Source organism: Limosilactobacillus sp. C0001E2 (assembly GCF_056590915.1).
The window spans coordinates 72,990-79,473 of sequence record NZ_JBWPXC010000006.1; the positions used below are offsets into that span (position 1 = coordinate 72,990).

Consider the following 6,484-nt stretch of genomic DNA (forward strand, 5'->3'; position numbering starts at 1 on the left):
GTCTTTATTTGGGAGGTCATTATTATGGAACAACATCGATATAGTCTGCACACTTTTTCCCTTAACCAGTTACTCGCATTTCAAATTCACAAGCAAAGGATCAGGTGCATACTATGAAAAAAATTAACTTTCAAGAATCAATCGAAATTTCAATTATTATGTTAGTCATTTTAGGGGTCGGCGTGATCGGCTTCGGTCTTTCACCCCAAGTTCCCGTTTTAACCGTCATTGGTTTACTAATGGGTTGGCTGGCCTTCCGTAAGGTTTCGTGGAAAGAAATCACGGACGGGATTACCGAAGGAATTTCCACTGCCATTGTTCCAATCTTCATTTTCTTGCTGATCGGGAGTTTAATCGCCGTTTGGATTAAGGCCGGGATTATTCCTTCACTGATGGTGCTTGGCTTCCACTTAATTAGCGCTAAGTTTTTCGTGCCATCCGTCTTCATCGTTTGTTCACTCGTTGGTTTAGCCATCGGGAGTGGCTTCACCACCGTTTCAACTGTCGGGCTCGCCCTCTTCGGGATGGGTGCCACGTTGGGTGTCAATCCTGCATTAACTGCCGGCGCCATCATTTCTGGAGCGGTCTTCGGTGACAAGATGTCACCACTTTCTGACTCCACTAACTTGGCTTCCGCCGTTGCTGGTTCCGACCTCTTCGCGCACATTAAAAATATGATGTGGACCACCATCCCAGCATTCGTTCTCTCACTAATTATCTTTGCCTTCCTTGGTTTAACAAACGAAGGCACTTCCATGGCTGCCATTGCTAAAACGTCTGCCGTCCTGACCAAGAACTTCAGCGTTTCCTGGTGGGCTGCCTTGCCAATCATCCTGATGTTCATCTGTGCATGGCGAAAATTGCCAGCAATTCCAACCCTTTTCTTGAACATCTTTGTTTCCATCGTCATGATTTTCATCGAAACACCAAACTTTGCCATTAGTAAGCTTGCAACCTTGATCGAATCAGGTTTCGTTGCCAAAACTGGTAACAAAGCCGTGGATGCCCTGCTTAGTCGTGGTGGAATCTCCAGCATGATGGGTACCGTTTCCCTAATCGTCATGACCTTGGCCCTTGGGGGCATTCTAATGCACGAAGGGATCATCGAAAGTGCAATGAAGCCATTAATTGACCGTCTTAAGAAACCGGGTCGTTTGGTTACCACAACGATCTTCGCGGGAATTGGTGTAAACCTCTTCGTTGGTGAACAATACCTTTCAGTGATCTTGCCAGGGAATGCCTTCCGCAAGGCCTTTAAGCAAATTGGTCTTTCCCCACTAGCACTTAGTCGGGTTCTTGAAGATGGTGGTAGTGTCATCAACTACCTGATTCCATGGGGAGTTGCTGGATCATTCGTTGCTTCCACACTTGGTGTTCCAGTTCTACACTCCCTGCCATTTACGTTCTTTAGTCTCTTGTCACCGGTCTTCTCCATCTTAAGTGGCTTTACCGGGGTTGGTTTAAAGTGGGCACCAGGCCACCAACAAGCTGCCAAGCAATCCAACGCTGATAAAACAGAAAACGCGGTTTTAGATTAATTCTTAATTTTTAATTCAAAGTCATTACCGACAAACAAAACCCTCAGGTAGTCATTTATAATTAATAACTACCTGAGGGTTTTTATGTGGAGGTGGAGGTGATGTTATGATTCAAGCTTTCGTACTCCGTGATGGCCAGCTTTGCTCTGCTAATGGTAATCGTGAGCAGGCTAACGTTTTCATCATGTCGTCGCCGAAAAAATCGGAACTCCAAAGTCTTTGTCAGCAATTTAATCTAGATCCTGTGATCTTCAACGAATGCAACTCTGCATAAGAGGTTTCCCGGTTCCACGAAGTCACAAGCACCGTGTTAGAGCAGCTTCAGCTTCTGGTCGTCTTTGATTTTAACGTTCATTATTCTGAGATCACGGACCAGCTGACGCCGACAATCCTGCTTTTTAACACTGACTATCTTTTCCTCTGTACCCAAAATGCTGCGAATGCCTTAGATGAACTAACCGTAGCCGTCAAGGAGCATCCGCAAGTTCCCGCGCTAGTAGCTCACCTCATTAATTTTTGGCAAAGGCACCTTATTCAAGCCCTGGATTCATATGAAGAACAAATCAATTATCTAAACCAAGCAGCACAAAAGGCCATTAAAGATCACGAACTACGTCAATTAACGAGTCTGATGCGACGACTAGTCTTTTTAGAACACACTATCAATGATCAGTCAGAAACCATCACTGTCTTTGAAAAAAGTGCGATTGCGCAAACCGTTAATTCAAAAATGTTGTTAGATATCAAAACCAACCAGCGGCGACTGGCTAAGGCGATCCATATTTACCGGGACGTTTTAGAATCACTGAACGGATTATACATGGGAATCATGGATAATAACCTGAACCACCTAATGAAATTCCTAGATTCAGCAGGTTTAATTTTAGCTACTGCCGCTCTCCTAAGTGGTTTTATGGGAATGAACGTCGGCGGAATGCCATGGAAATCTTCCGAATATGGTTTCTGGATTATCCTGGGGATTGCACTTCTGGTAGCCGTAGGAATCTCCATCTATCTTCGGCGGAAATCCTATACCGACTAGTGGTAAAATCATCTTAGATTATGAAGATAATTGAGGTGACCAGCTTGGAATACGAAGAATTAATCCCAAAGATCTACGAATGGGCCCACGAACGCAAAATTGATCAAGCAGACCCGCGAGTGGAGTTCATGAAAATTGCAGAAGAAGTCGGGGAACTGTCTGCCGCATATAATAAGAAAAACCATGCTAAATTAGTTGACAGTATCGGTGACCTGCAGATCGCACTGCTGATCTTTTCCCGATTGGTAGGCGTTGACCATCAAAAAGCCTTAACCGATGCCTACCAAACCATTGCTCACCGCACGGGGATGACGACAGCGGACGGTGTTTTCATCAAACAAAGTGATATTGAAAAGGAAAACTAAACACAAACGGCTTTGGCGTCCACTAGGACCAGAAGCCGTTCTTATTTTTTTAAATATGCTTTAATCCCTTGGTTAGTAACATGGTGGGATTGTAGATAATTAACAAACTGTCGGTAAACCGCCTGACGATCTCGCGGTGAAATCGATTGCCATACCTGAACATCCGAGGCGCTCTTCACCACATCCGCATAGTCGCGTGGATACCGCCAATCCTTTTTCGCCCGTTGACGAATGGCGCTGTTGACCGGTTGTTGAATATCCAACCGCTGGTGTGTTCCACGATAACGAGCTGGGACATGATATTGACCATATGGCACCCCATAGTTAAATGATTCCGTATCCGCCACCTCGTGTAACTCCGCGATGGAATAATGCGTAGGATCCGCGTCAATTACTCCGGTGGCCGTTTTGTGGTACACATTCCACTCTGACACAAACTGCCCCGTGGCTATATCTACGATGAATTCAATCATCCGCGCGTCATTATACCGTCTGACTTGCGAATCATGCATTAACTGGACCTTCATATTCCGCGGGTAAGTAAATTCACCATGATACCGATTATGAAAATTTGCGGATGTTTGATAATCCAAGGTTAACTGATGATCCTGGCAATATTGTAGTAGTCGTTCATAATCGCTGGAGTGCGCTGGTTCACCTGACCAATGATAATGGCGAATGTATTCAATCACTTGTCGGTCAAGATAACTCCGCAACAAATGGACCTTTGTTCCTAATTGGTCCGCCTTTAAGCCCCGTTGATCGGGATAGGCACGGATTACCAATTCCCGCAAATAACTGAAGAAAAAACTGTGAGGAGCTAATTCAGTTGCAAGCCGATACCGCGTGGCATGAATTTGTAAAAATTCATGCTCATCAATACTGGCATTTAGATGAGCATTTAATATTAAAGCGAGCTGCTCGTGAGCCGAAAGGTGTGACGCTCTTAAGAAACGGACATAGGTTGGTGAACCAACGCATAATAATTCATGAAACATCTTTGAACAATCTCGGCCACGCCAGTATTGCCAAAGATAATAAGAACCCGCAAACGGTCCCCAACCGTCAGCGATTAATTGCTGGTATTGGGTCGCAATTTGACTGGAATTGATGAAATATTTAATTACAAACCGGTTGAACCTAGCAGTGATTTTTGCCAATAGTCGTTTCATATTATGCCTTCTAACAAAAAACAGGCGAGCAGCGCTCACCTGTTTTTATTAATTATGAGTGTCGTTTCTTGCTAACTACACCTAATCCTAACATTCCAAGCAGCGTTGCGCTACCTAAACCAATCATTGCCAAGTCTGAATCATTACCAGTTTGTGGTAATTGCTTAGCAGTTTGGTGGTTATCTGCGGATTGCTTAGTATCCTTTTGAACACTTGTGGTTGGTTCTGCTGCTGGTGTTTGATCAGTAGACTCCGTAGGTTGATCAGGAGTTTCTGCCGGTGCTTCCGGTTGAACTTCTGGGTCAGTTGGAGTTGGCGTATCGTCTTCCGGATCTGGTTGTGGAGTTGGCTCTGGATCTGGGGTTGGTTCTTCATCCTTCACCATTTCAACATTGAAGTGCACATCAATTGGCATATTAACCGTGTACGCAGGTAAGGACGTTGCATCAGGATTAGCAGCAATAGCCTTATTAAGTTCATCCCATAGCTTGTCCGCAGCTGCTTTCACTTCTTCAGCGGTGTAGCCTGGCACCCCTTCATGCGTGCTGTAAGAAAGTTGGAAGTTCTTAATAACTGGGTGGTAACCGGCGTAACTTGGTAATGAGTTGCCGCGGTGACCATTTTGGTCCGTAAAGTTATTGCCTGCCATAATAGTGGCAAGGTCCTGGCTCGCAAAGTTAGCACTACTCCACTGGTTAGTGTACTGACCATCACTCACTTGATGTTCAATTTGTTGTTTAGCTACTCGAGTGTGGTAATCGGCGTGACCATCCTTACTGCTGTTTCCTGGGCCATAAATGTAGACCGTTTCATAACTACTGTACTTTGCATATTGCGGATCCAACTTCGGTGCATCTTTGACGTATTGAACATAGAAGTTGACACTCAATGGCATGTTGACCGTGTATTCCGGTAATTCATATGGGTTAGCCGCAATCTTCTTTTCAAGTTCTGCATGTAATTTTGCAGCAGCGGCATTGGTTTCCGCTCTAGTATATCCAGGAATCCCTTCCTTGTAGCTATTGGTAACCGTTACGTGAGTCAGAACTGCATGATAGCCATCATAGGCTGGTAATGATTTATTACGGTAACCATCTTGGTTGGTAAAGTTGCTACCACTTAGGACCGTCTTGAGATCTTGAGTACCAAAGTTGGCGCTGCTCCACTTGTCAGTAAACTTATTGCCATCCATTTGGTGATTGATCTGTTTGCTCGTTACCTTAGCGTAGAAATCAGCGTTCCCTTTAGAGCTATCATTTCCCGGACCAAAGACATTGATGTTTTCTTCACTGTTATACTTAGTAGCACTTGGATCAGGAACAAAGTAAATATCATAGATTACGTCTGCTGGATCATTCAACGTGATCGCAGGAAGTTGCGTATATTGATTCTTTTCTAGCTGTGCCGTAAGCGAATCATAAATCACGTCCCGTGTAGTTTTCAACTCAGCTTTACTACGACCGTAGTTGTAACTATCGTTTGGCGTCTGGGAGGATACTCTTACCCGTACTAAGTACCCAGGATGATCTGGCAGGCCCAGATCTTTAACATCCACGGCCTTGAAGGAAGAAGCAGACCAGTTATTTGTAAGTTTCCCGTTTTCATCCCGGTCACGGCTGATATTGTTAACAGCAATTACCCGCGTGAAATTGTACTTTCCACCATACTCATTAGGGTCTCCAGGATTCTTAACCCGGATAATTTCTTGACTTGGGTATAAATCACGAGCGCCTGTGTTTGGCAAACCTTCGGAACTATATTCGTCGCCAACTTTTGGCCAGTTAGCTGGCAAGTTTTGATCAGTTGCGGCGTTTGATTGATCAGTGGAGTTATTCGCACTTTCTGTTGTGGTTGTAGTTGCAGCCGTAGTGTCAGCTGCAACATCCGTAGTTGCAGCTTCTGCAGTTGTGCTGAAGCCAACTAAAGCAGCACCAACTAAAACGGATGCCACCCCAACCGTTAACTTCCGTAGGGCAAAACGTTGTTGGCGATTAGCAGAACGCCGTTGTTGTTCTTTTTTGGTTATTACTTGATAACAAGACTATATCCTCCCAATAGACATTTATTATAATCATTTATGCTTCGTATTATACTATGAGTATCATAATAAATAAAGTATTAAAAGGATATTGACTTTCAGGAAAATTGAATTTCTAGTTAGTTCATTTTCCATTTTGCTAGTAAATGATAAACGTTTTGAATCGACACTTTAATTATCAAAAGATATATTAACCAGATGGGTTTAAATTGTTAATAACTTTCTGCCCAAAACATGACAAAAAAAGAGCTGGTGAAGTGAACCCCCATAGTTGGACAAGGAGTTCCAACTATGGGGGTTTTACTATGACTAAGTTTAGTTTAGAAATT

6 protein-coding genes are annotated in these 6,484 nt (G+C 43.9%); 4 read left to right on the forward strand and 2 right to left on the reverse strand.

What is annotated here, in order from left to right:
- Positions 1 to 113: 113 nt before the first annotated feature.
- From nhaC to AC1EKL_RS07350, 4 genes are all read left to right on the forward strand, one after another.
- Positions 114 to 1,538, forward strand: a complete 1,425-nt coding sequence (nhaC, locus tag AC1EKL_RS07335) for a Na+/H+ antiporter NhaC (RefSeq protein WP_480189369.1) — start codon at positions 114 to 116, stop codon at positions 1,536 to 1,538.
- A 106-nt stretch (positions 1,539 to 1,644) separates the two neighbouring features.
- Positions 1,645 to 1,812 (forward strand): hypothetical protein, encoded by a 168-nt coding sequence (locus AC1EKL_RS07340; RefSeq protein WP_480189370.1) that lies wholly within the window; start codon positions 1,645 to 1,647, stop codon positions 1,810 to 1,812.
- 33 nt (positions 1,813 to 1,845) lie between these two features.
- Complete coding sequence (locus AC1EKL_RS07345) at positions 1,846 to 2,580, forward strand: magnesium transporter CorA family protein (protein WP_480189371.1); 735 nt, start codon at positions 1,846 to 1,848, stop codon at positions 2,578 to 2,580.
- Positions 2,581 to 2,624: 44 nt separating this feature from the next.
- Entirely contained in the window at positions 2,625 to 2,945 is a 321-nt protein-coding gene (locus tag AC1EKL_RS07350) for a MazG-like family protein (RefSeq protein WP_480189372.1), read from the forward strand.
- Positions 2,946 to 2,986: 41 nt separating this feature from the next.
- Here AC1EKL_RS07350 and AC1EKL_RS07355 read toward each other — a convergent pair whose 3' ends face one another.
- Together AC1EKL_RS07355 and AC1EKL_RS07360 are read right to left on the reverse strand one after the other, a co-directional pair.
- Positions 2,987 to 4,117: a DUF3114 domain-containing protein gene (locus tag AC1EKL_RS07355; protein WP_480189373.1), complete on the reverse strand. Its 1,131-nt coding sequence runs from the start codon at positions 4,115 to 4,117 to the stop codon at positions 2,987 to 2,989.
- A 52-nt stretch (positions 4,118 to 4,169) separates the two neighbouring features.
- Complete coding sequence (locus AC1EKL_RS07360) at positions 4,170 to 6,143, reverse strand: YSIRK-type signal peptide-containing protein (RefSeq protein ID WP_480189376.1); 1,974 nt, start codon at positions 6,141 to 6,143, stop codon at positions 4,170 to 4,172.
- Positions 6,144 to 6,484 lie beyond the last annotated feature (341 nt).

What these genes read in the sequence shown, in the direction of transcription:
- nhaC (WP_480189369.1), top strand. Translation starts at nt 114, where the DNA reads ATGAAAAAAATTAACTTTCAAGAATCAATCGAAATTTCAATTATTATG.
- AC1EKL_RS07340 (WP_480189370.1), top strand. Translation starts at nt 1,645, where the DNA reads ATGATTCAAGCTTTCGTACTCCGTGATGGCCAGCTTTGCTCTGCTAAT.
- AC1EKL_RS07355 (WP_480189373.1), bottom strand. Translation starts at nt 4,117, where the DNA reads ATGAAACGACTATTGGCAAAAATCACTGCTAGGTTCAACCGGTTTGTA.